The 25,655-nt window shown below is 64.6% G+C and carries 21 protein-coding genes; 13 read left to right on the forward strand and 8 right to left on the reverse strand.

Annotated elements, in window-relative coordinates; all coding sequences use genetic code 11:
- Positions 1–120 precede the first annotated feature (120 nt).
- From C479_RS00145 to gcvPB, 7 genes are all read left to right on the forward strand, one after another.
- Positions 121–963, forward strand: a complete 843-nt coding sequence (locus C479_RS00145; RefSeq protein ID WP_007696182.1) for a TatD family hydrolase — start codon at positions 121–123, stop codon at positions 961–963.
- A gap of 185 nt (positions 964–1,148) precedes the next feature.
- A complete protein-coding gene (locus tag C479_RS00150; protein WP_007696184.1) occupies positions 1,149–1,727 on the forward strand; it encodes a DUF2150 family protein in 579 nt (192 codons plus the stop codon).
- A gap of 48 nt (positions 1,728–1,775) precedes the next feature.
- Positions 1,776–3,983: a hypothetical protein gene (locus C479_RS00155; protein WP_007696186.1), complete on the forward strand. Its 2,208-nt coding sequence runs from the start codon at positions 1,776–1,778 to the stop codon at positions 3,981–3,983.
- A gap of 73 nt (positions 3,984–4,056) precedes the next feature.
- Positions 4,057–5,394, forward strand: coding sequence for a hydroxymethylglutaryl-CoA synthase (gene hmgB, locus C479_RS00160; RefSeq protein WP_007696188.1), 1,338 nt, complete (start codon positions 4,057–4,059; stop codon positions 5,392–5,394).
- 87 nt (positions 5,395–5,481) lie between these two features.
- Positions 5,482–6,648: an AI-2E family transporter gene (locus C479_RS00165; RefSeq protein ID WP_007696191.1), complete on the forward strand. Its 1,167-nt coding sequence runs from the start codon at positions 5,482–5,484 to the stop codon at positions 6,646–6,648.
- A gap of 152 nt (positions 6,649–6,800) precedes the next feature.
- Positions 6,801–8,138, forward strand: coding sequence for an aminomethyl-transferring glycine dehydrogenase subunit GcvPA (gene gcvPA / locus C479_RS00170; RefSeq protein ID WP_007696192.1), 1,338 nt, complete (start codon positions 6,801–6,803; stop codon positions 8,136–8,138).
- Positions 8,135–9,655 (forward strand): aminomethyl-transferring glycine dehydrogenase subunit GcvPB, encoded by a 1,521-nt coding sequence (gcvPB, locus tag C479_RS00175; protein ID WP_007696194.1) that lies wholly within the window; start codon positions 8,135–8,137, stop codon positions 9,653–9,655. The genes gcvPA and gcvPB overlap by 4 nt, the downstream gene beginning before the upstream one ends.
- 107 nt (positions 9,656–9,762) lie before the next feature.
- Here the strand turns inward: gcvPB and C479_RS00180 are convergent, their stop codons facing one another.
- From C479_RS00180 to C479_RS00190, 3 genes are all read right to left on the reverse strand, one after another.
- Positions 9,763–10,116, reverse strand: a complete 354-nt coding sequence (locus tag C479_RS00180; RefSeq protein ID WP_007696196.1) for a DUF7344 domain-containing protein — start codon at positions 10,114–10,116, stop codon at positions 9,763–9,765.
- Positions 10,117–10,174: 58 nt separating this feature from the next.
- Positions 10,175–10,843: a helix-turn-helix domain-containing protein gene (locus C479_RS00185; protein WP_007696197.1), complete on the reverse strand. Its 669-nt coding sequence runs from the start codon at positions 10,841–10,843 to the stop codon at positions 10,175–10,177.
- 490 nt (positions 10,844–11,333) lie between these two features.
- Entirely contained in the window at positions 11,334–12,074 is a 741-nt protein-coding gene (locus C479_RS00190) for a ferritin-like domain-containing protein (protein ID WP_007696198.1), read from the reverse strand.
- Positions 12,075–12,839: 765 nt separating this feature from the next.
- On the opposite strand from C479_RS00190, the gene C479_RS00195 reads away from it, so the two are divergent.
- Positions 12,840–13,517, forward strand: coding sequence for an EthD domain-containing protein (locus C479_RS00195; protein WP_007696199.1), 678 nt, complete (start codon positions 12,840–12,842; stop codon positions 13,515–13,517).
- A 5-nt stretch (positions 13,518–13,522) separates the two neighbouring features.
- Positions 13,523–14,110, forward strand: coding sequence for an HD domain-containing protein (locus C479_RS00200; protein ID WP_007696200.1), 588 nt, complete (start codon positions 13,523–13,525; stop codon positions 14,108–14,110).
- A gap of 54 nt (positions 14,111–14,164) precedes the next feature.
- Here the strand turns inward: C479_RS00200 and C479_RS00205 are convergent, their stop codons facing one another.
- Positions 14,165–14,611, reverse strand: a complete 447-nt coding sequence (locus tag C479_RS00205; RefSeq protein ID WP_241430137.1) for a hypothetical protein — start codon at positions 14,609–14,611, stop codon at positions 14,165–14,167.
- A gap of 307 nt (positions 14,612–14,918) precedes the next feature.
- Here C479_RS00205 and C479_RS00210 point away from each other — a divergent pair, with 307 nt between their 5' ends.
- Positions 14,919–15,359 (forward strand): hypothetical protein, encoded by a 441-nt coding sequence (locus tag C479_RS00210; RefSeq protein ID WP_007696202.1) that lies wholly within the window; start codon positions 14,919–14,921, stop codon positions 15,357–15,359.
- A gap of 144 nt (positions 15,360–15,503) precedes the next feature.
- Here the strand turns inward: C479_RS00210 and C479_RS00215 are convergent, their stop codons facing one another.
- The 3 genes from C479_RS00215 to C479_RS00225 form a co-directional block, all read right to left on the reverse strand.
- The gene (locus C479_RS00215) at positions 15,504–16,286 is read right to left on the reverse strand and encodes a mechanosensitive ion channel family protein (protein WP_049906981.1); all 783 of its coding nucleotides are present in this window, start codon (positions 16,284–16,286) and stop codon (positions 15,504–15,506) included.
- Between the two features lie 303 nt (positions 16,287–16,589).
- The gene (locus tag C479_RS00220; RefSeq protein ID WP_007696204.1) at positions 16,590–17,552 is read right to left on the reverse strand and encodes an NAD-dependent epimerase/dehydratase family protein; all 963 of its coding nucleotides are present in this window, start codon (positions 17,550–17,552) and stop codon (positions 16,590–16,592) included.
- A gap of 182 nt (positions 17,553–17,734) precedes the next feature.
- Positions 17,735–19,447, reverse strand: coding sequence for a thiamine pyrophosphate-binding protein (locus C479_RS00225; protein WP_007696206.1), 1,713 nt, complete (start codon positions 19,445–19,447; stop codon positions 17,735–17,737).
- A 277-nt stretch (positions 19,448–19,724) separates the two neighbouring features.
- On the opposite strand from C479_RS00225, the gene C479_RS00230 reads away from it, so the two are divergent.
- From C479_RS00230 to C479_RS00240, 3 genes are all read left to right on the forward strand, one after another.
- Positions 19,725–20,999 (forward strand): M24 family metallopeptidase, encoded by a 1,275-nt coding sequence (locus C479_RS00230; RefSeq protein WP_007696207.1) that lies wholly within the window; start codon positions 19,725–19,727, stop codon positions 20,997–20,999.
- 117 nt (positions 21,000–21,116) lie between these two features.
- A complete protein-coding gene (locus tag C479_RS00235; protein WP_007696208.1) occupies positions 21,117–22,124 on the forward strand; it encodes an LLM class flavin-dependent oxidoreductase in 1,008 nt (335 codons plus the stop codon).
- A gap of 35 nt (positions 22,125–22,159) precedes the next feature.
- Entirely contained in the window at positions 22,160–22,642 is a 483-nt protein-coding gene (locus C479_RS00240) for a GNAT family N-acetyltransferase (protein WP_007696210.1), read from the forward strand.
- A gap of 146 nt (positions 22,643–22,788) precedes the next feature.
- Here C479_RS00240 and C479_RS00245 read toward each other — a convergent pair whose 3' ends face one another.
- Entirely contained in the window at positions 22,789–25,515 is a 2,727-nt protein-coding gene (locus C479_RS00245; RefSeq protein ID WP_007696211.1) for a bacterio-opsin activator domain-containing protein, read from the reverse strand.
- Positions 25,516–25,655 lie beyond the last annotated feature (140 nt).

Raw genomic sequence — 25,655 nt, forward strand, 5'->3', positions numbered from 1 at the left:
CTTTCTCGCGCGCTGAACGCCTGCGGCCGACGGACCGCGGCTGACTGACCGCAACCGTTCGTTCGTGTGGTGGCCGACGCGGACCCGACCGTTTTTGCAGGCGGCGCCGAACGTCCCGATATGACCAGCATCGACGCTCCGGTTCTCGACAACCACCTGCATCTGGATCCGGCAGCTGGAGCCGGGATGGACGCCGTTCGCGACTTCGAGCGGGTTGGCGGAACACACCTGTTGATCGTCAACAAACCGTCGTGGCATCTCGGCCCCCTTCCCGAGGATCCGGCCGATTTCGACGCCGTCTTCGAGACGACGGTCGAGATCGCCGACCGCGCCTCGGAAATCCTTCCCGGCCGCGCGTGGCCCGTGCTGGGTGTCCACCCGACGCTCATTTCACGACTCGTCGACGACGGCTGCTCCCCCGCGGGGGCCGGCGAGCGGATCAGGATGGGGCTCGATCGAGCCAGCGTGTTCGTCGATGACGGGCGAGCGCTTGCGCTGAAGTCCGGCCGACCACACTACGACGTCTCGGACGATGTCTGGGCCGAATCCAACGCCTGTCTCCGACACGCGCTCGAACGTGCGAGCGACGCAGACTGCGCACTCCAGTTGCACACTGAAGCCACGGATGAGTTGACCGACGTGGCCGGGTGGGCGCGTGACGTCGGTCATGATCCGACTCGCGTCGTGAAACACTACGCGGCCGGTCGCCTCGAGGGCGTCACGCCGAGCGTGATGAGCGAGAAAGATCGCCTCGAACGAGCGGCCGAGCGGGGCGACCCGTTTCTCATGGAGACCGATTTCGTCGACGACCCGGAGCGTCCGGGCGCTGTCCTGGGGCCAAAGACGGTCCCGCGTCGCGTTCGCTGGCTCGCGGAAAATGGATTCGACGATGCGATACACACTGCACACGTCGAAACGCCCCGTCAGGTGTACGGAATCGACACGGAAGCGACGCTCTCGTGAGGGGTCAGACACGAGGCCACATCGCCGAACCCGGTGGACTGAAGTCGGGCGGACAGCGCAGCCGTGGACCGAGTCGGGCTGGGTACCAGCGTCGTAACTGACCTGCACGTGTTCCTACGGGAAACACTCACGCGGGCTGATGCCCGTAGAGAAAGGCATTTTACGCGGCCGGTGTAGGTTCGGGTATGAGCAATCCCCCGACCGAGTTCTACTCGGCGGAACGCTGGCAGAACTGGATCGACCGACTCGACGACGAAGAGATCGACCCCGAGGACGAGTCCTCGGCCAGATTGCTGCTCAACCTGCAGGACGATACGGCCATCGCCGTCGCCAAGATCGTCGCCGCCTACGACGATGGCGAGCTCGACGAGGAGACGACGCTCGAAAAACTCGGCGAAGTCAGAGAGATCGTCCTCTCCGAGGTCGACATCGACGACGAGGAGACGCTCATGCTGGTCGACGGCGTCCAGACGAGTCTGGTCTGTGTCTTCTACGCCGCCGAGGAGTACGTCGCCGGCGGACCCGCCGACGACGCGAGCGTCGACGAGTACGTCCGGGCCGCCGCGGACGCCGAAGCCGAGGAAGAACTCGACGCGGCACTCGGTTACGCCGCACAGGCGGGAACGCTCGTTTTCGACGACGAAGACGTCGATATCTCCGTCGCCGAGGACATCGAGTACGGCCTCGTCACCGAGTGGGTCAATGGGCTAGACAGCCTCCAGAGTGCCATGAGCGATCCGGAGGTCGTCGAGGAGGACGAGTAGGGGGAGCCGGCCGCCACACGTTTAACTGATCGGGACTTTCTTCCGTGCATGCCCGCCGAGGGTCGGGAGCGCGCCGTCACCGTCGTTATCGGAGCGGTGCTCATGTTCGGCCTGCTCGTGTCGGCCCTCGCCCTCTACCAGGCCAACGTCGTTCCGACAGAGAACGAACAGACCGAGTGGGACCACCAGAACGACGTCGAGGCCGAGCTCGTTGACGTGCGGAACGCGATACAGAACACGAACGGCGGCTCCGACGCGCGGACGCTTTCGGTCACCCTCGGTACGTCCTACGAACCTCGGACGTTCGCCATCAACCCGCCACCTGCCGCCGGACGGCTATCGGCGGTCGAAGCCGACTCGCCGATCACGATCGACGGCGCTGGGGCGTTAGACGAGATTGACGGAGCGAATCCGACCTCGCTCCAGACGAGTTTCCTCAGGTACGAACCGGGGTACTACGAGTACGAGTCCGCCCCTGTCACGACGATCGAACACTCCCTCGTCTACAACGAGTTCGACGATGGAAACGTGACGATCGCCGACCAGCGGCTGTTTTCCAGAAATGCCGTCTCGCTCACCGCCCTCGACGGTGAGTGGAGCAAACATGGTCGCGCTGCCGAGTCGATCGACGTGACACAGTTGGATGGCCGGGTTCAGCGCACCATTCGGGACCGCAGTGACCTGAACGTGACTATTCCGACACAAAACCCAACTCACTGGGCGAAGACGTTGCGCGATAACGGCGTCGACGACTATGCCGATCTTACGGTCGGTTCGTCGACGGTCTCCGTCGATTATAACGACAACGAAACCGACCCGATTACCCTCTCGATCTCTCGTGTCGGTGTCGGATCGAACGGTGAATCGACGGGCCAACTAGATGGCATTAGCGACGGATCCGGCCAGTACGACCTCGTCTGGAACAAGACGGACGTACAGATGGACACGTCGGGCGATACTGAACACTTCGAAGTGACGGTTACCGACGGACGAACCGGCGGGCCGGCCCAGAACACGCCGATAGATATCTACGCCTCACACACCGGAGACCTCTCTGTCTCCGCGGACAACCGCACCGATGGATCCGGCGTTGCTACCGTAACGGTAGAAACAGACGATACGGAGAGCGGCCAGGCAAGCCTCCACGCAGCCGTCGGCATCTCATCCGCCCGGAGTAGTATTACGGTCGGTGATGGCGGCGGGGCACCCCCGTCCGAGCCAACTCTCGAGGTTCACCCGGTCACGATCTCGGATACTGACAGCGAGACGCAGTTCCCCGTCGACGTGACCGTAGAGGAGACGAACGGGGTCGCAACCGAGGGACTATCGGTCGGGGTGACTGTCGAGGCACCGAACGGAACGGTCGTCTACGACGAATCGATGTCGGTCGCCGAGATTACGGGTGAGACGACGACCGTCACGTTCGGCGAAGACGGCGGGACGTCGCAGCTTGGTCCATTCGAGGCTGGCAGTCCGTACACGGCGACGGTTACGACGGACGCAGACAACGCAAATCCGGCAACGGTGACTGACACGTTCGCCGTTCAGGCGGCCAGCTCACCGGCCGAATTCGACGTGAGTGACGTTTCTACCGACAGTACCACGCAGACGATTACGTTCAATTCGGACGCGGTCGGCAACAAGGACGAGGTGACGATCGATCTCTCAGCTGCTCAGGGTGGGGTAATCGATTACACCGGTGCGACGGTATCCGTGACGAGCGGTCAGAACGTGGAATACGTGACGTACGATCCGTCGACCGACGAGATTCGGCTGTCACCACAGGGCAACAGTGGTGGACCGTTGACGATCGAAGTGACTGGCATCGACGTGGTGGGTGATGCCGGCCAATCGGCCTCGATCGGTTACAGTGACACCCTCGGCACCAGTGATACGGACACTGTTACGATTGAACAGGGCGTTCCATCGTTCGAGTCGCTCGAAGCGACGGCGAACGTCGACGGGCAACTGTGGATCTGGCCATACACTAACTCGGTCACGGTCGACTACACTATCGACGCCCCCGATTCAGTCTCTCGAGTCACGACGACTATCTACGACAGTTCCGGTTCACCGATCGGTTCGCGTCGACAGACCTCCCCGGCGAGCCCCTTTACGGTCTCACTCGACTCGTCACAGTTAGAGTCGGTCGATGTCGAGATCGCCCTCGAATCGTCTGCCGGAAGTCGGTGTTTGCAGGGAACTGTCGACGTTGGGGGGACGATCACGCGCTCGGACTTCAGTGAGTGCTCCTGACCGGTCCCGGGGATCGACGATTGTCGAAATCACGAACGACAATATGATATAGCTCCTCGGATACACTCTCACTATGACCAGTGTCGGTATCGACGCGATCGAGATCTGGACGGGGAACCTCGAACTGGACCTCCCCAACACGTTCGCCCCGGCGCAGGGGAAAGATCCGGAGTACTATACGAAGGGCATCGGGCTCAACGCGAGTTCGTTCCCGGACAGCTACGAGGACATCGTCACGATGGGGGCCAACGCAGCTTACCGGCTGATGGAACGCAAGGGCCTCGAACCGGCCGATATCGGCCGTATCGACGTCGCGACCGAGAGCTCGTTCGACAAGTCCAAGCCGATCTCGACGTACGTCGCGGGCTGTCTGGAACAGGTCTACGACGGGGACTTCCATCACGCGAACAAGGGCGAGCGCAAGTTCGCCTGTATCGCCGGGACCCAGTGCCTCGACGACGCCTACAACTGGATCCGCGCGGGGCGCAATCGCGGACGCGCGGCGCTCGTCATCGCGACGGACACGGCGCTGTACGAACGCGACGACCCCGGTGAGGCGACTCAGGGTGCCGGCGCCGTGGCGATGTTGATCGACGAGGATCCGGCAATCGTCGAGTTGACGACCGACCAGGGCTACGGCAGCGCCGACGAGACGGACTTCCTCAAACCCCAGCAGCAGTTCCCGAGCGTCGACGGCAAGCGCTCGATGCAGGTCTACCTCGCCCGCATGCGCGAAGCACTGGAGGACTACGAACGCGTCGCGGGCGACAGTCACCCGGACGACTTCGCGTACGTCCCGTTCCACACCCCGTTCCCCGGCATGGTGCGCAAGGCCGCCGTCCTCGCGTATCGCCACTCCATCCGAAACACGCCGATCGAGGACGAACTCGCCGAGGAGATCGGCCGCCAGCCCCGCCGCGAGGCGTTCGACGACGAAGAGGCCTACGAGGAAGCAGTCCGCGAGTACATGGACGCGTTGAAAGAGACCGATCTCTATCAGGAGTGGTACGCCACCACGATCGAACCGACTCTCTCGATCTCCCGCGAGGTCGGAAACTGGTACACCGGCTCGGTCCACGTCGCTCGGACGTCCGCGCTCAAGCACGCGCTGGAGAACGATATCGACCTCGTCGGCGAGACACTCGGTGTCGGTTCCTACGGCAGCGGTGCGCAGGCGGAAGTCCACGGCGAGGTCGTCGTCGAGGGCTGGCGCGACGAGGTGGCGGCGATCGACATCGACGACCAGCTCGACGCGCGTCGGTCGATCACCTTCGAGGAGTACGAATCGATCCACGACGCCCACAACCACGACAAAGACGTCGAACCGGCCGAAATCACCACGCCCGAGAACGAGTTCGTCTTCGATGGCTGGGGCCGGATGGGCGAGCGGACCTACCGGTTCGTCGAGTAACTCGCGACGGTTTCTCCGGGCTGACGTGTTAGCGATCGGCCACAATCTATCAGAGGACTAATGTGAGGGGCGCCAACACGTAGTGGCATGGCTGCGACCCGTGACTCGCCCGACTGGTTCACCGAACAACCCGGGCTGACTGCGCTCGCGCTGGTCAGCGTCTTTCTCGCGTTCCTGGTGATCGTCCCGTATCTCCAGTACGTTCTCTTCGGCGTCGTCCTCGCGTATATCGCCTACCCGGCTCAACGACGACTGGAGCGGTACATCCGCCCGACGTTCGCGGCACTGGTGGTCGTCGTCGCCACGGTCGTCGCCCTGTTACTCCCGCTCGTGTACCTGTTGACCGTCGCGTTTAGACAGGGTGTCCTCGTCGTCGAGTGGATTCGAGAAGAACAGATCAACGTCGAGACGATCGAACAACTGTTGGAGAGCAATGGCTACGCCGTCGACCTCGTGGAACTGTACGAGGCCAATCAGGACCGGATCGCCTCGGCGATTCAGCAACTGACCGACGGGGCGATCGACCTCGTCGGCGGCCTCCCAAACATGTTCATCGGGCTGACGATAACGACGTTCGTCCTGTTCGGTTTGCTTCGTGACGGGGCTCGTCTCGTCGCGTGGATCCAGTGGGTCATCCCCGTCGACGACGAGGTCCTGGCCGACCTGCAGGAGGGGATCGACGAACTCATGTGGGCCTCGGTAATCGGCAACGTGGCAGTCGCGGTGATCCAGGCCGTCATGCTCGGTGTCGGCCTCTGGGTCGCGGGCGTTCCCGCCGTGATCTTCCTCACCGTCGCGACGTTCGTTCTGACGCTCTTGCCGCTCATCGGCGCCTTCGGGGTCTGGATCCCAGCAGCGCTCTATCTCCTCGCGACCGGTAGTACGACGGCTGGGGCGGCGATGGTGGGCTACGGCTTGTTCGTCACCCTCTCGGACTCGTACTACCGCCCGGCCATCATCGGCCAGACCGGCGGCTACAACGCCCTCATCGTCATCGTCGGCATCTTCGGTGGACTCGTCGCCTTCGGTGCTGTCGGCTTATTCCTCGGCCCCGTCGTTCTCGGTGCGACGAAGCTCGTCCTCGACAGCTTCGCCCGGGCCCGGACGGGGACGGAGCCGCCAGGTGCGGTTGCCGACGATGCTGGGGGTCCGAAGTCGGGCTCGAGTGCGACTCCACTTGATAACCCGTCGGGCGACGAACCGGTGGACGGTACCGACTCTGACTCCCAGGAATCGACGGATCGAACCGGCTGAGTACCCGGACGAGCGACCGAGACGGATCTCGAAAGAGGTGCGTTCATTATCCCCCCGTGGCTAGCCTCTAGTACTGTGTACCGTCACGTCGCCGACGCAGTGTCTGGCGGAGGGTTCGAACCGACGGCGAACTGGCGGCACCGAACGTAACAATGTACGGATCACGCACGACGGGGAGTCCGTACGCTCCTCACACGGACACGGAGACGGTGGCCATGCTCGATGCGGTCGGGGTCGACTCGGAGGAAGCGCTCTTCGACATTCCGGAGCCGGTGCAGTTCGACGGTGACTTCGGAATCGACGCCCGATCGGAACGAGCAACGCGCCAGCTGGTCGAATCGATTCTCGAACGAAACGACGACCTGGTCGAACTGCTCGGTCGCGGCCACTACGGCTACTACATTCCCTCGCTGGTCGACCACCTCTCGGACCGCTCCGAGTTTCTCACCTCGTACACGCAGTACCAGCCGGAGGTCTCGCAGGGCTTCCTGCAGGCGCTCTTCGAGTACCAGTCGATGCTCGTGGAGTTGACGGGCCTCGAGGTCGCTAACTGCTCGATGTACGACGCCGCGACGGCGCTCGGCGAAGCGGCGACGCTCGCCGACCGACTTCGCTCGGTCTCGGGCTCGGTCGTCCTCGTTCCGGAACTGCTCGCGGCAAACAAGCGTTCGACGCTCGGCAACTACGTGGCGGGGACGGATCTCACCGTCGAGACGTACCCGATGGTCGACGGCGCGGCCGACCTCGACGCGATCGCCGATCGGCTGGACGGGGACGTCGTCATGCTGTACGCCGAGAACCCGACCGTTCGCGGGACGATCGAACCGGGACTCTCGACACTCGGCGATCTCGCGACCGAGTCGGATTCGCTGTTCGTCCTCGGTTCCGACCCCGTTGCCCTCTCGCTGCTCGAACGGCCGGCCGACGTCGGCGCCGACGTCGTGATCGGTGACGCGAGCGTCCTCGGGCTGCCGACCGCCTACGGCATGGGCCTCGGCCTCTTCGCGACGCGTGAGGACTACCTGCGTCAGGTTCCCGGCAGACTGGTGGGTGCGAGCGAAGACGGCGACGACCGTCGCGCCTACACGCTCACCCTCCAGACGCGCGAACAACACATCCGTCGAGAACGGGCGACGAGCAACATCTGCACGAACCAGGCCTGGGTGGCGCTGCGGACGGCGATCCACGCCGCCGCGCTCGGTCCGGACGGCCTGGTCGATCTGGCGACGCGCGACGTCACCCGAGCGCGCGAACTTGCCGAGCGCGTCGACGACCTCCCCGGCGTTACGGCGCCGGTTCACGACCGACACCACGTGCGTGAGTTCGTGGCTCGTGTCGACGGAGCCGCATCGACGATCGCCGCCGATCTCGAGGACCACGGGTACGCGGTGCACACCCTCGGCGAAGACGAACTCCAACTCTGCGTCGCTGGCGCGACGGACGACGAACTCGACGGGTTCGTCGACGCCCTCTCGGAGGTGGTTCGATGAGTGACGATAGCGGGTCAGCCGAGATTCGCCACGACCAGGCTCGCTGGTCGACGAACGGAACGTACGAACCCCTGCTCTCGGAGAAGGACTCGACGGAGATCGCGGTGGACGCCGACGCGGCTGGCCTCCCCGACGAACTGACTCGTGACTCGGTCGAGCTGCCGAACCTGTCCGAATCGGAACTGGCGCGTCACTATACGAGACTCTCCCAGCAGACCTACGGCATCACCAGCGGGCCGTACCCGCTCGGGTCCTGTACCATGAAGTACAACCCGACGTTCACCGAGGACGTCGCAGCGCTGCCGGGCGCGGCGGTTCACCCCGACCGGTCGGAGGGGTCCACCCAGGGGACGCTAGAACTCCTGTACCGGCTGCAGGGCTACCTCGCTCGCATCGGCGGGATGGACGCCGTGACCCTCCAGCCACCCGCGGGGGCGGCCGGCGAGTTCGTCGGCATTCGGGTGGCTGCGGCCTACCACGAACACAACGGCGAGAGCCACCGTGACGAGGTCATCGTCCCCGAGAGCGCCCACGGGACGAACTTCGCAACGGCGGCGCTGGGCGGATACGACGTCGTCTCGCTACCGAGTGACGAGAGCGGCCGCGTGGATCTCGAGGCGCTGGAGGCAGCCCTCTCTGAGAACACCGCCGCGCTCATGCTCACGAATCCGAACACCCTCGGGCTCTTCGAGCGCGACATCCAGACGATCGCCGAGATGGTCCACGACGTCGGCGGACTACTCTACTACGACGGGGCGAACTTAAACGCCCTCCTCGGGCGAGCCCGCCCCGGCGACATGGGCTTCGACGTGATGCACTACAACGTCCACAAGACGTTCGCGACGCCCCACGGCGGCGGCGGTCCCGGTGCCGGCCCTGTCGGCGTCGTTTCCGAACTGGCGCCGTTCTTGCCCGCACCGCGAGTGCGCGAGGCCGACGCGGAGTCGGCGGACGGTCCGCGGGAAGCCGACGGCCCCGATCCGACGACCGACAGCACCGACGCGATCTACGAATTGTTCGACCCCGAGCACACGATCGGCACGGTCCACGGTTTCCAGGGCAACTGGCTCGTCCTGGTGAAAGCCTTCGCCTACATCGCCCGGCTGGGCGACGAGGGACTCGCGGACGCGAGTGCGAAGGCGGTGCTCAACGCGAACTATCTGGGGAGCCAGATCGACTACGAGATCCCCTACGGACCGTTCCACCACGAGTTCGTCGCGAGCGCGGGCGAGCAGGACGCCGCCGACGTTGCCAAACGGATGCTGGACTACGGCGTCCACCCGCCGACGACGAAGTGGCCCGAGATCGTCTCGCAGGCGCTCATGACCGAGCCCACGGAGGTCGAGACCAAGTCCACGCTCGACCAGCTCGCTGCCGCGTTCAACGCGGTGGCCGAGGAGGACGACGCGACGATCGAGGCCGCGCCGAACCGAACGACGGCCAAGCGCATCGACCAGACGAGCGCCGCGCGGAACCCGCGACTGTCCTGGCAGGCGCTCGACGCGGACGACGAGTAGGAGGCCGGGACGCGATTCGTGCGACCGTAGCCGTATTGAACGAGCTGAGCTCAGTCGTTGGCATATTCTCTCAGCGAACGGGGAGCGAAGTCGAACGTCTCGACAGTTCAATCGGCGATTCCGGTTGGTGAGTCACCAGCAAGGAACGTAGACAGGGTCGAGTGCGCTTGAATTACTTGCTCGGTTGGTTCCACGAGTTGGCGCTCGGCGTCGTAGGTTACGTGCCCCTTCGCGGCCAACTTCGGGAGGTGGATGTGATACAACGCGGTACGGATCTCCGTGAGCACGGCCTCGGATGCCTCCGTGATGGGGGTCTGATGAATGTCCGTGAAGATGGCATTCGAAAGCTCGTCGATCGTCATCGACCGCTGTTCTTCCGCGAGCGTCCGGATGGCGATTCGGCAGTACTGATTACGACACAGGTCGAGTATCGAATCGATGGCGACCGGAGTCTCGCTCATGACACGAATGCAGCCGACCCACGGCAATCACGGTGACTTTTTCGTGTACAAATCCCTTTTATGTATCCGACTGGGGGCGAACTGTAAGGGCCGAGAGCGTGCTCCCCAGGATGTGTTTGATCCCTCCTCGGAGGCGAGAGCCGACGGCCTGTTGTGAGATGCCGAGTTCCTCGCCGAGGGCTTCGAGCGTGACTTCGCGAGGAGACTCGAAGTACCCGCGTTCGTGGGCGAGCACCAGTGCCTCTTGCTGGGTGTCGGTGAGGGAGGCTTCGGTCGCCGTTTCGACCGGCGTGAGCGCGTGCAACTCCGTCAACGTGATCGGGATGTCCAACTCTCGACATCGTCGTTGAAAGGCAGCGAGATCGTCCCGATCGTCACCGCGTATCTCGAACGTCCACTGCTGGTCCGTCCCGGTGACCTCGATCAGTGGCACCTCCGTCTCTGCCAGTACCGTTAGTACGTCGTCGTAGTTCAGCGCCCACTCGACACGTAACAGGTACTCGTCCTCGACGGAGTCGACGAACTGAATCTCCGTTACCCCCGGATGCTCGGTGAACGCGCCCTCGATGTCGTCGACTTCGGTTCCCCGCACCCAGAAGTAAGGGATAACCACGTCCTGTGCAGGAATGAGTCGCTCGAGCGTTATCTGTACGTTCGGCAACTGATCGAACACCGTTCCCAGGGGAAACTGGTCCGACGGAACCGTGAACGTCGCCTCGGTAGCCATCGTTCGTCCTATCGGCTTCCAACTGTTTAGGCCTGGTACTGATTGTCTTGCGTTCATGCCGTCACCGTTCCCGCATGCCCGATCATTCGACCGATGACGGACCCTTCGGGCCATCCACGACAGGCCCTGTTCCGGCCAGTATCGAGATTCGGAGAAACGGGTGTGCGTGGACTGCTGGCCGCCCTTGGAATGGTGGAATTCGAGATGGAACACCCACCTCGAAGTGACCCTGCGTAGGAAAGCCGGGCTCTCCGGCTCGCCACTCGGTTTTAAACCGTTGGCTGTGACCACGGCGGATTGCGTTTTCGCGATTCCGGCTGTACGTAGTGAACTAATTTCCATAATTGCACAGCCGAGTACGCTCCCAGTGGGAGTACGAGAGCCGTATCGTGTTCCGGCGTGTCGCCGGAACACGCGACATTGCCTCGTGTTCGAATCCGTGATCTAGCCCGCTACTGACGAAACTATAGAGGGCCGCGGTAGCGGGTGGTTAGTCGACGATGAACCCACTCGCCAGTTCCAGGACCTCAGCGCGGGACCGCGGCTGATCGAACGGCGTCGGGAATCCAAGTTCGTCGTTGAGTTCCCGGAGGAACGAGGCGTGTCGCGCCTCGACACTGTGAATGCTCAGCGCCGGCGGGACGAGTGCTGCGTTCTGGATATACGGTGCGGCCCCGGCGTACGCGGAGACGCCAACGTCTTCGAGCAGGGCGGCCGTGGCGATGAACTCGCCGGGGTCCTGGACGGCCGATCCGAAATCGAACTCGGGACTCGAGACCGGATCACCGCCGAGCTGCGTTATCGTCTGCCCGAGAACTTCCGCGTGAGTGACTTCGTGATTGCGCACCACGCGGATCCGGTCGGCGACGCGATCTTGAATCGGCCCCCATCCGTCGAAGTGTTGTCTGAACCCCTCGTCGCCGATGTTCTCGATTCCACGCTGGTAGAACACCGCCTCGAGGAGTTCGAGCGTTCGGGCGTAATTGAGTAGGTCGATATCGTCCTCGAAATCGTTCTCGACAGCTTCCGGCGGCTGCGCATCCATCCCGTGGTCCGCTTCGTCGTCCCCGTGGTCTTCGCCGGTAGCCGAGGTCATCGGCACGATTCCTGCCGTCGCGGTACCGAGAATCGCCGACGCAGCGAGGACGCGACGCCGCGACGTAGACGGGTTCGGTCGTGTGTTGTCGCTTGGTTCCGTGGCCGTCTCGATGTCGTACTTCTCGTTTGACATGGATTGAACTGATGGTTGAGTCCGACGATGACCGTTTCCCCGGACTCGGATACGCAGGTACCAGTATCAGGCACTTATAGCCCATTTCAGAGACGTCGGGAAGTTCACACAAGAGTTGGTGTGATCGCAGGTACCGTGTGACGATTTGTGGTCGTGAAGACAGGTTGCTAGTTCTTGATCGTTGGTGGGTGGGCGCGGCCGGACGATCCATCATAGGCGGCGACAGAATTTCCGCACTCCTGTGGTGCTGAGCGGAGGCGAGGCAGATGAATTGGAACCGTGGCCGTACCCACTACAGCGACTCGGCAACTGACCCAACCTGTGAACCGTGCGAACTAATCACACATTCACGCCCCTGGCAACCGAGATGCTCAACAGAGATTCCCTCACTTCAGGCGAACTGGGTACTGCGGCCGGCGGACCAGTATCGCATTCAACTGGTATCGTTCGTGACAATGTGTCGGGACGCGTCAACCGATCAAGTTGGGCATTTCGTCGCCCAGCAGGACCCGAATCAGCGAGTACACCACCCCGACGACGAATGCGACGGCGACGACAGTGAGTACCGGTTCCACAGTCACGGATTCACACCACGACGAAAAGTAAGTGGTGGTCGGTTCGTCACGGGGATGGCGAGGGGGTGCATACGTTGCCGGTACGGGCTAACTCAGCGACAGTATCCACCTCACTCCATGCCGAAGCACTCCGCCCACAACACCGTCCGCGACCGGTACGATTTATTGGCCCCGTTGCGAACCCCTGTCTATGCACAAGCACGTTGCACTGCTGACGCGCGCAGACGGTGTCTCGCACGACGAGTTCGTCGACCTGTGGGAGGCGACGGATCTCGACGACGAGATCGACGGTGTCACCCGGTATCACGAGGTGCTCCCGACGATGCCCGAACACGCAGAGTTCGACGGCCTCGCGGAGTTCTTCTTCGCGGACGAAGCGGCTTACGAGGACGCAGTCGACGACGCCGACTCGGTCGTCTCGGACACCGGCGGCGAGTTCGCCGAGGCCGTCGCGGCCGAGCGCGGGATGGCCGGCGACCCGATCGTCCAGCGCGACGAGGTCGACGGCGACTCCGACGAGTTGTACAAACACTCGGCGTTCCTCGTCCGCCAGGAAGACATGACTCACGACGAGTTCATCGACCACTGGCAGAACAACCACACGCCGATCGCCCGCGAGATCACTGGCGTCGTCAAGTACGACACCGTCGTCCCCACGGATCCCGATGCCCAGCCGTTCGACGGCATTGCGGAACTGTACTTCGAGGACATCGACGCGCTCTACGACGCCCTCGGCAGCGAGGGGTCACGCGACTACGAGGCGGTCGGCGAGATGGCCGAGAAGGCCCGCGAGGACGTGAACAACTTCCTCGCGATCGACGAGCGCCCGCGCTTCATCGGCCAGGAACACCTCGTCAGCGGGCGGTGATCCCCATGTCCGACTTCGACGCGCAGGTTCGCGAGGCGTTCCCGGAACTCGAGCAGATCGCAGACGACGACCTCCGCGAGCAGGTCGTCGAGGCCTGGGCCCTCGGCCTCGAACGCGGCGGCTGGCAGGAAATCGAGGACATTCCCTACGCCTGGAACATCCACGAGGTGACTAACGTCGAGCACGTCCGCGGCGTGACGAGGATCGCGGTCGAATCCGCCCGCGAGCAGCGCGAGTTCCACGGCGCCGACCCCGACCTGGACGTCATCGTCGCCGCCTGCCTGCTGCACGACGTCGGCAAGTGCTACGAGTACCCGGACTTCGTCGACGACGATCTGCTCGACGAACCGAACCCGACCTACGTCAGCGAGGAGGTGCCCCACTCGATCTCGGGATACGCGCTCGCCCACGAAGTCGGCTGTCCGCTCGCCGTGCAGCGGGCGATCCCGCACTTCCTCGGCGAGGTCCCGACGCGCACGCTCGAAGCCGAACTCGTCAAGAGTGCGAACTCCGCGTCGTCGAACGCGATCACGCAGGCGGCGATGGGCATCACGTTACAGGAGTGGGTCGAAGAGTATTCACAGACGTCCTGACGTGAGTGCATCGCCACTGACGGCCGGAATTACCACTGTCTGACGCGAACGCCATCAGTCGTCGAACGACTCGTCGAGGATGCGTTCTTCCGGCGTCGGCGCGTCGGGGTGGAGGCCGTACTGGGCGAGCGCGGCCATCACCGTCGTCGTGACTGCCGTGAGAAAGAGCGCGCCGGCGATGGCTTCGAGTGCGACCCCGCCGATCGTGGCACCGAACTGACTTCCGAGCGCCGCGGCGGCATCCGTCTGCGGGGCGGTGGCGAGTCCGTACGGGACGAACCCGACGACTGCGAGCAGCCAGCGACGCCACGCGGCCCGGTGCAGTTCGCGGACCGAGGCATCGGCGGCCAGGCGCGAAATCCCGACGGCACCGACGGCGAGCAAGCCCAGCGCGAGGAAGGTTCGCGGCGACGGGGCGAGTCCGTCCGCGATCGCGACCCCGGCGGCCGTAAGCGAAATCGAGCCGACGAACTGCACCCGTGACAACAGAGCTGAGGACACGGCTGGCGAGCCAGCGCTGGAAGGCATAGACGCTGGTAGTGAACGATTACACATAACTCCCGCGAACCGAAGATACAGGCCGTTTCGTGACTGTTCAGTGTTCCTGAGGATGGGCAAACAAAGGACGTATTACCGGTCCGTTCCGAACCCCATCCGTGCCTCGCCGAATCGATTTCGACCGGCCGTCGGCTGCCCTTTCGTTCGACGGCGATTCACGACGGGAACCGACGTACCTGACCCGTGATTCCTGCTCACACTCCGTTGTTGCGGCGCCGATGCTCCTCGAAACCGAGTCCGGGGGTTTCAGATGAGTTTGCGCGCTCGCCTCTGGCGCCTCCTGCGAACGCGCTGGAAACGTGACGTCCGCGCCCAACCGGATCGATATCAGGTGTACGTCTCCTTTCCCACTGACGAACGCCACTCCCGAACGGGGCCGGTTGCCGAGCACGTCACCGAACTGGAACACCTCTTCGAGGGATGGATCGACGTCTACGCAAGATCGTCCGGGCTGGCCGTCGTCTCCGATCCCGTCTCCGCGGACCGGTTCGCTCTGCCCCGATTCCGGGATCTTCTCGATCGGATCGAAGCGACCTACGATCCCACCCACTCGCTTACGTCGCTCGAGAAGTGGCGGACCATCGACGGTGCGCTCGTGAAATCGTTCGTTGTCGTCCCGGTCAAACCGCTCTTCCCAGCGGCCGAGACGGAATCTGAGCCACGACGGCCAGCCCCGGCGCCCGCCGAGTGAGTCGGGGCCGACGTGCGTCCGGGTTCGACACATCGACTGTTCGGGTGCCGGGCACCACGAATCAATCCGCGATGCGTGCTCGGACTATGTTTCCGATCCGTGGTCCGCCTGGGCTGTGTCGCGGGGGGTCTGCGACAATCTCCGTCAGTCGTCTTCGGCCCCGGGTCCGGTTTCGCGGTCGGGTCCGCGTCGGTCGCTCGATCGGGGTCCACCAGCCGACTCTTCTGGCGTAATCGCGTCGGTTCGCCCCATCCAGCTGTCGATGTTTTCGGCGACGTAATCCTTTCCGCCCCAGCCGAAGGCGACGCCGGCACCGATGGCGACGGCGGCGGCGAGTCCCCACGCGAGCGCGCGAGCGAACACGTAGAGGATACCGACGTCGATCCCCATCGTCTCCAGGCCGATGACCAGCGCCGTGGCGTAGAGGAAGATCCGCGCGCCGTTGGCGAACCAGCTCGTGTAGGCCGTCTCCGTGGCCGCTCGCGTGCGCTCGATCACGTCGCCGATGAAGTCCGCCACGACGAACCCGATCGTGATGACGAGCAAGCCGGCGATAAAGGCCGGCAGGTACGAGACGGCCGTCGAGATCCACTCGGACAGCATCGGGATCGCCAGCACGTTGGCCGCTGCGAGGATGGCCAGTGCGTAGACGAACCACTTGCCGAGCTTGCCGAACGCGCCCGAGACCGCCCGCTCGGTGCCGCCGAGGACCCGCCCGAGCGGCGTTTCGAGGACCATCCGGTCGAGTTCGATCCCGTCGGCGAGGCGGCGAACGGCACCGGCCACGACGCGGCCCACTACCCAGCCGATGAGCAGGATGACGACGGCGCCGAGTAATCGAGGAACGAAGACCGCGATGTCCGCGATCGGGTCTTGCAGGTAATCAGGGACCTGTACTTGCTGGACGACCAGTTGCATGTCTCCCATAGCAATGGGGAGGGCGGAGACAGCTTTCGTAATTGTGGGGCTACAAAAAAGTCGTCTGTGAAACAGTCTCGCCGCGACGAGTGCGAAATCGTTGAATGATAGATTACGACCACGCGCGCCACAGCATCCACATCCGTGTGTACGGGCCATCAGCGACCGATTCCCCGCCGATCGGCACCTGGACGGAGCGTCGCCACGGAGGGAGCCGATGACAATGCCGTTTTACTTTTGTCCGAACGCTGTCTGCGAGAAATGGCCGCATCGTGCGAGCGCTCCGCATCGACAGGCGACGCTGGCTTGCGATTAGACTTCGTCGAGCCCGGCGTCGCGGCGGAGCGTGTTGATGTACTTCCGGAAGCCCGTTTCGAGATCGTACTCGGGATCGTACCCGAGATCGTCCTGGATCGCACTCATCTCGAGTTGCTGCGTCCAGGGTAGTTCGCCCTCGTCGCTGACGGTGATGTCGGCGTCAGGCATGATCTTCTCGACGGTCTCTGCGGCCTCGCGGATGGTCGCGACCTCGCCGCGGACGTTGTACACCCGCTGGGAGAGGTCGGACTCGTCGGCGAAGGCGGCCAGGCGGAACGACTGGGCGATGTCCTCGACGTACTGCCAGTCGATGACCTGATCGCCGTACTCGACGCTGAAGGATTCCCCCAGTGCTGGCTTCTCGATGATGTTCGCGAGGAAAGCCGAACCACCCGTCTCGCGGTAGGGGCCGTACGCGACCGTCGGTCGCAGGGCGACGTGGTCGAGCCCGAAGTCTTCGTGATAGATGCGGGCCTGGTGCTCGTTGTACTCCTTGGTCGCGCCGTAGAGCGTGTCGGGGTAGACGAGGTCGTCTTCCGTGACCCAGTCGTCTTCGTAGTTCGTCGGCGGCGCGAAGACGGCCGCGGAGGAGGCCCACGCGACGCGCTCGACCTGGTCGTCCAGCGTGCGTGCAGCCTCGAAGATGTTGTTCGTCCCCATGACGTTGACGTCGATCGCCGCCCGCGGATTCTCGCGGGCCGTCGTCGTCAGGAGTGCGGCCAGGTGGACGATTCGTGTCGTCCCCGTCTGGCGAACGGTTCGGATCACGTCGGTCGGATCGGTGACGTCACCGCGAACGACCTCGACGTCGTCGGCGACGTCGAGCGCTGCAAGGATGCTGGTGTCCGTCGAGAGGTCGTACGCGACCACGTCGTGGCCGTGCTCGATCAGGTCGGCGCAGATGAACGAGCCGATGAAGCCGGTGCCGCCGGTTACGAGTACGGTTTCGTCAGACATTCGTTCGACTCGATCCGTTCCACCGTAAAAAGTGTATTCAGATCGGTTCGATTTGCCTACAGTTCGCCACCGTGCGGGTCGCCGCGGTGCTGGGCGGCCAGGTAGCCTCCATTGACCGTCTCCGTGTGTCGAGCACTGTTGTGTTTCGGCGGCGTCGGGTGACGGCGGGATCGAATCGCGGATTACTCGTGCAGGCCGCCGACGGCGTCGTAGAACGACGAGGTGAGTTCTTCCTCCATCTCCTCGTCGCGGTCGATACGAACGTCGATGACGGTGGGAGCGTCGTTTCGTTCCTTCCCCGCGACGAGTGCCGAGGCGAGTTCGTCGGGTGCGGTCACTCGTTCACCGACCGCGCCGAAGGCTTCGGCCACGGCCACGAAGTCGGTGTCGTGGAACTCGACGCCGGCGATGTCACCGTCGGCTTCCTGCATCTGGCGGACCATGCCCAGGCTCGTGTCGTTCAGGACGACGAACGTGGGAGCCACGCCGTACTCGACGGCGGTCTCGACGGAGTTCATCGTCATGGCGAAGCCGCCGTCGCCGGCCACGGAGATGACGTCCCGATCGGTGGTCAGCGCGGCGCTGACGCCGGCGGGGACGGACCAGCCCATCCCACCGACGCCGCCGCTGCCGAAGTAGGTGCGCACGCCGGGCGTCTGCAGGTAGTTGAGTAGCCAGAACCGGTTGTTCCCCGAATCGGCGGTGACGATCGTGCCGGCGTCGACGACGGCCTCGATCTCCTTGATCGCTCGCTGGGGTTTGATCGGTGAGGCGTCGGACTCGCAGGCCGGTGCGTGGAAGTCCGCACGGGCGTCGGCGGCTCGGTCGCGCGCCGCATCGGGGTCCGCTCCGGCGTCGTCGCCCGCCCGCTCCGTGAGTCCGGTGAGCGCGTGGGTCGCGTCACCGATCAGGCCGACGTCCGCGGGGTAGACCCAGCCGGCGTTGCGTGCGTCGATGTCGGCGTGGATGATCGTCTGCTCGTCCGGACGGATGAAGCCGGGCGCCTGCCAGTTGGTGTCCATCGGGTTGAGCCGACAGCCGACGACGCAGAGGACGTCGGCGTCGCTGACGAGCTGGTTTGCCCCTTCGTGGCTGAACGAGCCGATGACGCCGCCCGCGAGTTCGTGCGTCTCGGGAATCGTCGACTTGCCGAGGTAGGAGGTGACCACGACGGCGTCGTAGGCCTCGGCAGCCGCCTCTAGTTCGTCGTAGGCCTGGGCCGCGTGGACGCCGTTGCCGGCGATGATGACCGGTCGGTCGGCGTCGGCGAGCGCGTCAGCCGCGTCGTCGAGATCGTCCGCTGCGGGGGCCGCTTTCCATGTCTGCACCTGCTCGTCGGCGTCCCAGACGGGCGGCGTGGGGTCTTCGGGAACCTCCTCGTGGACGGCGTCGCCGTCCAGGATGACGGCGGTCGGGCCCGGACGGCCGGCCACCGCGTGCTTGAACGCGAGCTGGAGGCTGCGGATCGTCTCCGTCGGCGTCCGGGGGAACCAGTGTTCCTTGGTGATCGAGTCGAGAATGTTCGGCAGGTCGAGCCCCCCGTAGTCGCCGCGCGATTGCTGGTAGGGCGCGAGCGTCGAGTATTCACCACGCTCGGAGGCTTCCGTGATGGCCACCATCGGCGACGAAGAGAGTCGCCCTTCCATCTGGCCGATCGCCCCGAGACTGCCGATCCACGGCCCCTGTCCGGCCAACACGCCCGGCGTCTGGGTGAGCCGTCCGTGTACTTCGGCCATGACACTGGCCTCGCGCTCGTCACGCGGCCGGACGAGCGTGATCGGGGAATCCGGCACCTCGTCTAACACTTCGATGACCCGGCCGCCCGGATAGCCGAAGATGTATTCGACACCGAGATCGTCCAGGGTTTCGACGAGCGCCGCGGTGGTGTTGGTCATCGGCCGATCACCCCAGTCTGGCTGGTGCACTTCGATAGCGATAGCTGGCTGGTGGCGGTCGATCGGTGTCCCCCAGCGAGTGGGTTCGACGACGCGCACTGGTCTCGGGATCGGTCCCCAGTGTCGTGCATGCCGTAGCGTGCACAGCCCTGTCCCTTTGCTTTATTGATGCCGGAGGCACACGTCGCCGGTGGTCGGCACCCGTCGCCGACCGCGTCAGGGCTGGGTTCGTGAACGGTAGCCTTTTTGTCCGGTCCCGCGAGGGGTTCGAATGGCAATGACGTTCCACGAACGTGACTTCATGGAGGGGACCCTGGGAACCCAGGCGGTCGACTGGGAGGGCCGCATCGACACCCAGCGGCTGCGCGAGGAGCGCAAACAGCGCGCGCTGGAGCGACTGCAGGAGACCGACCTCGGCGCATTGCTCCTGCTCTCGGATCCGAACATCCGCTACGTCACCGGCCTCGCGATGACCGGCGGCAGCGGTGCCGACCACTACACCCTGCTGACCGAGGAGGGTGACGTGGTCCACTGGGACACGGCCGATCACGCGAGCAACCAGCGCGCGAACTGTCCGTGGCTGCAGGACATCCGCTACGCCTGTCCCGGCTTGGGGAACGTTCCGCGCGCGTCGGGCAGCGACTCCGCGCGTCGCTTCCTGATCTCGACGATGGTCGAGACGGTGACGACGGCCATGGACGAGTACGGCGTCGCGGACGAGACACTCGGTCTCGACGTGGGGAACTCGGGCCTTGTCTCCGGATTCGAAGACGCCGGCGTCGAGGTCGACGTCTCGACCTGCAACGCCGTGATGGAGGACGCTCGCAAGATCAAGACCGAAGAGGAGATCGAGGCGTTGCGGATGGTCGCCGCGATCTGTGAGGCCGGCTTCCAGAAGATCACGGAGACAGCCAAACCCGGCATGCGCGAGAACGAGGTGTGGGGCGAGGCCGTGGGCGAACTTTGGCGCCACGGCGCGTTCGTCGGCGGCGGCTACCTCACATCGGGTCCCAACACCTGGCCGAAACACCAGGCCAACACCACTGACCGGATGATCCGGCCTGGCGACCTGGTCTACGCCGACATGTACAACATCGGCTATCTCGGCTACCGCTCGTGTTACTACCGCACGTTTGCCATGGGCGAGCCGACCCAGGCCCAGCAGGACGCCTACGAGACCGCGCGCGACAACCTCTACGACGTGCTCGAACGGATCGAACCCGGCGTGACGACGGACGAGATCGCCCAGGGCTTTCCCGATATGGAGGGCGAGCACGCCGACTTCTACGACGCCGACGAGCACTGGCAGATGACCACCAACCACTGGGCTCACGGGCTCGGCCTCCAGCTCTACGAGGTGCCGCTCATCTGGCGCGGCCTCTCGCCCGACCACCCGATCGAAATCGAGGAGGGCATGACGATGGCCGTCGAGACGCAGGAACCCGCCGACCGGCAGGGCGTCCGCGTCGAGGAGATGGTCGTCGTCCGCGAGAACGGCGTCGAGATCCTGAGCCAGTGGCCCGTCGAGGAGATCACGACGATCGACTACTGAGCCCGCTCCGCCCACAGACGCAACTGCGAGCCGGATTCGTGCTCCCGCCGCCGAGGGGTCCCGTCGGGGCTAACCGGAGTCGGGAGATGTATAGTGGTCTCCGAGAAACCCTCCCGTATGCAACTCGGGACCGGCCTCTTCACCGGCCAGCGCCGACCGGACGATGACCGACCGACGAGCGAGCTGTACGACGAGATCCTGGATCTCACGCGGACGATCGAGGACGTCGGGCTCGACAGCGCCTGGGTCTCCGAACACCACTTCCTCGAAGACGAGTACCTCTCCGGCACGTTGCCGACGCTGGGGGCGATGGCGGCGGTGACCGACGAGATCGAGATCGGCTCCTGCGTGGCGCTCGGGCCGCTGTACGATCCGATCCACCTCGCCGAAGACGCCGCGACGGTCGATCTTCTCTCGGGTGGCCGGAGTACGCTCGGGCTCGCGATCGGGTCGAACCCCACGGAGTTCGACGTCTTCGGCGTTCCCCTGGAGGAACGCGCCGAACGGCTGGCCGACCTCGGCTCCTTCCTCGATGGCGCCTGGAGCGAGGGTGACCTCGGCTACGACTCCGAGTTCCACGACGTACCGACAGACGTCTCGATCACACCCAAACCCGACGACGGGCACGTCCCCACGATGCTCGGCGGGGCGGCAAAACCCGCCGTTCGCCGGGCGGCACGAACCGCTGACGGCTGGTGCGCCCCATCCTCGCTGTCGATCGAGGGCGTTCGCAAGCGCGTCGAGGACATCCGGAACGTCCGCGAGGCGGAGGATATCGACGGCGAGTTCACGATCTACGTGCTCCAGCACGGGTGGGTCGGCGACTCCCGCGAGGACGCGTGGGAGACGATGCGCGACGGCTACCTCTTCATCCAGCGTCGCTACGCCGAGATCTTCTCCGGCGACCCCGTCGATTCGCTCGACGAGGAGCGAATTCAGGAACTCAAGGAACAGGCTATCTTCGGGACGCCCGAGCAGGTGACCGAGGAACTGGAGGACTACCGGGAGGCCCTCGGCGACGACATCCACTTCATCTTCCGCACCTACCACCCCGGAACCGATACCGAAGCGATGACGGAGTGTGTGACCCGTCTTGGTGAGGAGGTCGCGCCGAATCTGCGATAGGACAGTTTTTGCCTCGGTCGCAGGTATCGTGGTCCATGAACGTTCGCCCGCTCCGTGCTGACGAGATCGACCGACTGATCGACGATCTCTGGCTGCCGTTCGCCCGCGAGATGGCCGATCTCGACGCGTACAACGAACTCGCCGCGGACGTCAGGGCGGACGCGTACTCGTACCGGCAGGCGAAACTGTCGGACGAGTCGACCGCCATCTTCGTCGCGACGGTCGACGACGAGCTGGCCGGGTACGTGCGGGTGACGGCCGACCAGACTCCACCCGTGTTCGCCCGCGGGCCCGAAGCGACTATCGGGGAAGTCTACGTCGCACCGTCTCACCGTGGCGACAGTCTCGCGACGGCGCTCCTCGATCGAGCCGAGTCGTGGGCCGAGGACCGCGGCTGTGAGTACGCCACACTGTCGGTCAACGAACGGAACGAGACCGCACAGGCGGTGTACGACGCGCGCGAGTACAGCCTGCGTCGGTACAAGATGGACAAACGCCTCGGCTCCCGTGTCGACTGATGGTCGCGGGACGCTGGTATCGACCATACCTAGTCGCGCATGGGGCCCGATTGTGTGAGCCGTCGGATCCGATTTCGGTCGGTCCCACTTCTGGAAGCAAAAATGGGGGCACGAGGAACGGGTTCGTTCCTCGACGGTACCGCCTCTCACCGTGGCCCGGTGAGTGCCGCTTCGATGAGTTTCGACTCGGCCTTCCGCAGGTGCTGGTGGAACGTCGACGGGGCGATATCGAGCGAGTCGGCGACGTCCTCGCCGGAGGCCAGCCGTGGCCACTCGAAGAACCCGCGGAAGTAGGCGGCCTCGACGCTCGAGCGCTGCTGGTCGGTGAGGCTATCGAGCGGCTGTTCACCGTCACCGGCGAACGGCGTTTCCCGGGTGACCTGCGTTCGCGAGAGCAAGTCGATCTGTGGATAGCCGTCCGTCATCGCGTCGACGAACGCTCTGATATCGGTGTGCGGTGAGAGCTGCACCGTCAGTCCGACGTCTCCATCTTCGACGACCGCTTCGTCGACGTACCCGCCCCGGGAGGCGATCAGCGAGAGAATCGTCGGTTCCGTGAGCCGTACGGAAAACCGGATCGAGTCGCCGGCCTCTCGAATCGTCAGGTCCGTCCAGGCCGAGGTGGTCTCGATGAGCCGTTCGAGGCCGTCGACGGCGCACGGGGTCGCCGATCCGTAGAGCTGGAAAGTCTCTTCGGACACCTGTGTGACGTGGTCGATCCGGGCGCTGCCATTCATCTCGACGTCGGTATCCTCCTTGGCGAACGCGTCCGGCAGGTGGAATTCGATCTCGACGACTTCGTCGCTCACGAGTGCCTGTTTACGCTCCGTGGCGGCGATCGAGTGGCCGATCACCTCGCCGAGTTGGGCGACGACGGCGCGCTCCTCGGCGGTGAAGGCGTTCTGGCGATCCGTGTAGACGTTGAGCACTCCGTAGACGGTATCTTCGTGGGCGATCGGGATGGCCGCAGAGGCCCGAAAGTCGTAGGCCTCGGCGGTGCCTCGCCAGGGATCGTAGCGCTCGTCGTCCCGCGCATTCCGCGTTACCTGGATCTCGCCAGTTCTGAACGCGCGCCCGGTCGGCCCTCGACTCCGTTCGTCGGCCGGGTCGATCGAGATGGTATTGTCGTCCAGGTAGCCCTCGACGCCGGCCTCAGCACGCATCGAGACGGTCTTCGAGTCGAAGTCGGCCGTCCCTACCCAGGCGAACTCGTAGCTCTCGGCGGCCGCCAGGCGTTCGACGACGGTCCGCTCGATCTCCTGACGTGTCGACTGGTCGATTACCGCGTCGGTGAGTTCCCGGACGACTTCGTTCAGCCCGTTGAGCGCCTCGAGCCGTTCGCGCTGATCGACGAGTTGGCGTTCGCGTTGGTCCCGGTCGATCGCCGACGCGAGGATGGTCGCCACGGTCCGGACGAAGTTCGTGTCGGTCTCGTCGACCGAGCGCCGCTCGGTGTCGTGGACGCCGAACACGCCCCACGGGTCGTTCGCCGGCCCGATGACGACGCTGATCCCGCCAGCGACGTCGTGATCGGTGAGGAGCGCCGGCCCGCTGAATCGGGTCTCCTCGCACAGGTCCTCGACGACGACCGGCTGGTCGGTCCGGAGCGTGTAGGCCGCCTGTGAGTCGTCCTCGGTCGCCGAGACCGTCGCTTCGCCCACGAGCCCGTCGTCCCACCCGACGCCCTGGCGCAACCGGAGCGCCTCGCCATCGTCGTCCAGATCGAGCACCTTGCAGTACTCGGTGTCGAGTGTCTCGGCGACGAGCGTCGTCACGCCGTCGAGTAGGTCGTCCACGTCGTGCATCTCGAGTGCTCGACGAGCGATCGTCGCCACAACGTTTTGTTGCTCGACGCGTTTTCTGAGCCGCCGTTCTTTCCGCTTGCGAGCCGTGACGTCGCGCGTGTAGACGGAGAGGCCCGACTCGGATGGGTAGATCGTGTACTCGTACCAGACTTCGGTCGTGCTATGTCTCTCCTCGTCGACGACGGGTTCTTGTGTGGCTCTGGCCGTCTCGAGTGCCGATTCGAACTGCTGAGACGTCTCGGTGACCACGACGAGTGGTTCGCCGATGTCTTCCTCGTCGACGTCGAGTATCGCCTTCGCGCGATCGTTCACGTACGTGAGTCTGTCTTCGTCGTCGAGCCCGTAGACCCCGTCCGAGACCCGATCGAAGACGGCGTCGAGCTCTCGCTCCAGTTCGTCGCGCTGTCGTTCGACGAGCTCGGCGTGATCTTCGAGGCGACGTTCGTAGGCGCGTCGCTCGGTCATGTCGCGCGTCACTTTCGTGAATCCCGTGAGGGTCCCGTCGTCGTCCCGGATCGCCGTGATCGTGACGTTCGCCCAGAATCGCGTGCCGTCGGCGCGCACGCGCCACCCCTCGTCTTCGATCGAGCCCAGCCGCGTGGCCGCTCGCAGATTCCGTTCGGGGACGCCTTCCGCGACGTCTTCGTCAGTGTAGAAGGTCTCGAAGTGTCGGCCGACGATGTCACCGGCCTCGTAGCCCTTGATCCGCTCGGCACCTTCGTTCCAGCTCTGGACGCGCCCGTCGGGGGCGAGGGCGAAGATCGCGTACTCGGAGACCGCCTCGACGAACTTCTCGAACTGCACCGACCTGCCGGGGTCGTCCCGAGCGGATTCGGCCGTCGACACCCCGGAGACGTCCTCCGGGTCGCGCCACCAGACCCGGGCACTCGCACCTACTTTCTTGGTCCGAACGACGCCTCGATCGGCGAGTCGCTCGAGCCGCTCGTACGTCGACCGTCGGCCGAGATCGAGTCGGGACGCGACCTCCGATGTCGACAGCGGTTCGACGCGATCGTCGAACGCCCCGACGGTCTCGCGAAGTGTGTCCGTCAGTTCCGGTGGCACCATTACGTGCGGGAAGCGCGGAACCGCCGTCAACCCTCCGCCGGCGGATGCCGGGACGCTTGACGAAACAGACTGTCATTACCGTTTGAATCGATCGTCCGAATCGAACGCTTCTAACGGATCGTTACATCGTTACAGGCCTA

The sequence above is a fragment of the Halovivax asiaticus JCM 14624 genome (genome assembly GCF_000337515.1).
GTDB classification, from domain to species: Archaea; Halobacteriota; Halobacteria; order Halobacteriales; family Natrialbaceae; genus Halovivax; species Halovivax asiaticus.